Origin of the sequence: Clostridium boliviensis (genome assembly GCF_033342255.1) — a bacterium.
Classification (GTDB): domain Bacteria; phylum Bacillota; class Clostridia; order Lachnospirales; family Lachnospiraceae; genus Lacrimispora; species Lacrimispora boliviensis.
Map to the genome: position 1 here is coordinate 1 of NZ_JAWONS010000172.1, position 224 is coordinate 224.

At 50.9% G+C, this 224-nt stretch carries 1 protein-coding gene; it reads left to right on the top strand.

Features of this window, described 5'->3' with window-relative positions:
- Window positions 1-92 precede the first annotated feature (92 nt).
- On the top strand, window positions 93-224 hold a 132-nt coding region (locus RZO55_RS10980), incomplete at its 3' end, for a PRC-barrel domain-containing protein (RefSeq protein ID WP_318064323.1).

Below are 224 nucleotides of genomic sequence, written 5' to 3' on the forward strand. Positions count from 1 at the left end.
GTACATATGACGGGCGGGCCGGGGGTTGCCGTACATTTTTCCTACCGGGCTCATATATATGAATTAAACGCCGCAAAAGCAAGGTGAGCCCGATGATCAAGATTTCCGAATTACAATCCAAAGATGTGGTCAGCATTACGGATGGTCGAAAACTGGGGCAGATTCACGATTTGGAGCTGGATCTCAGGGAAGGTCAGATTACTGCGGTGGTGGTCCCCGGAGAG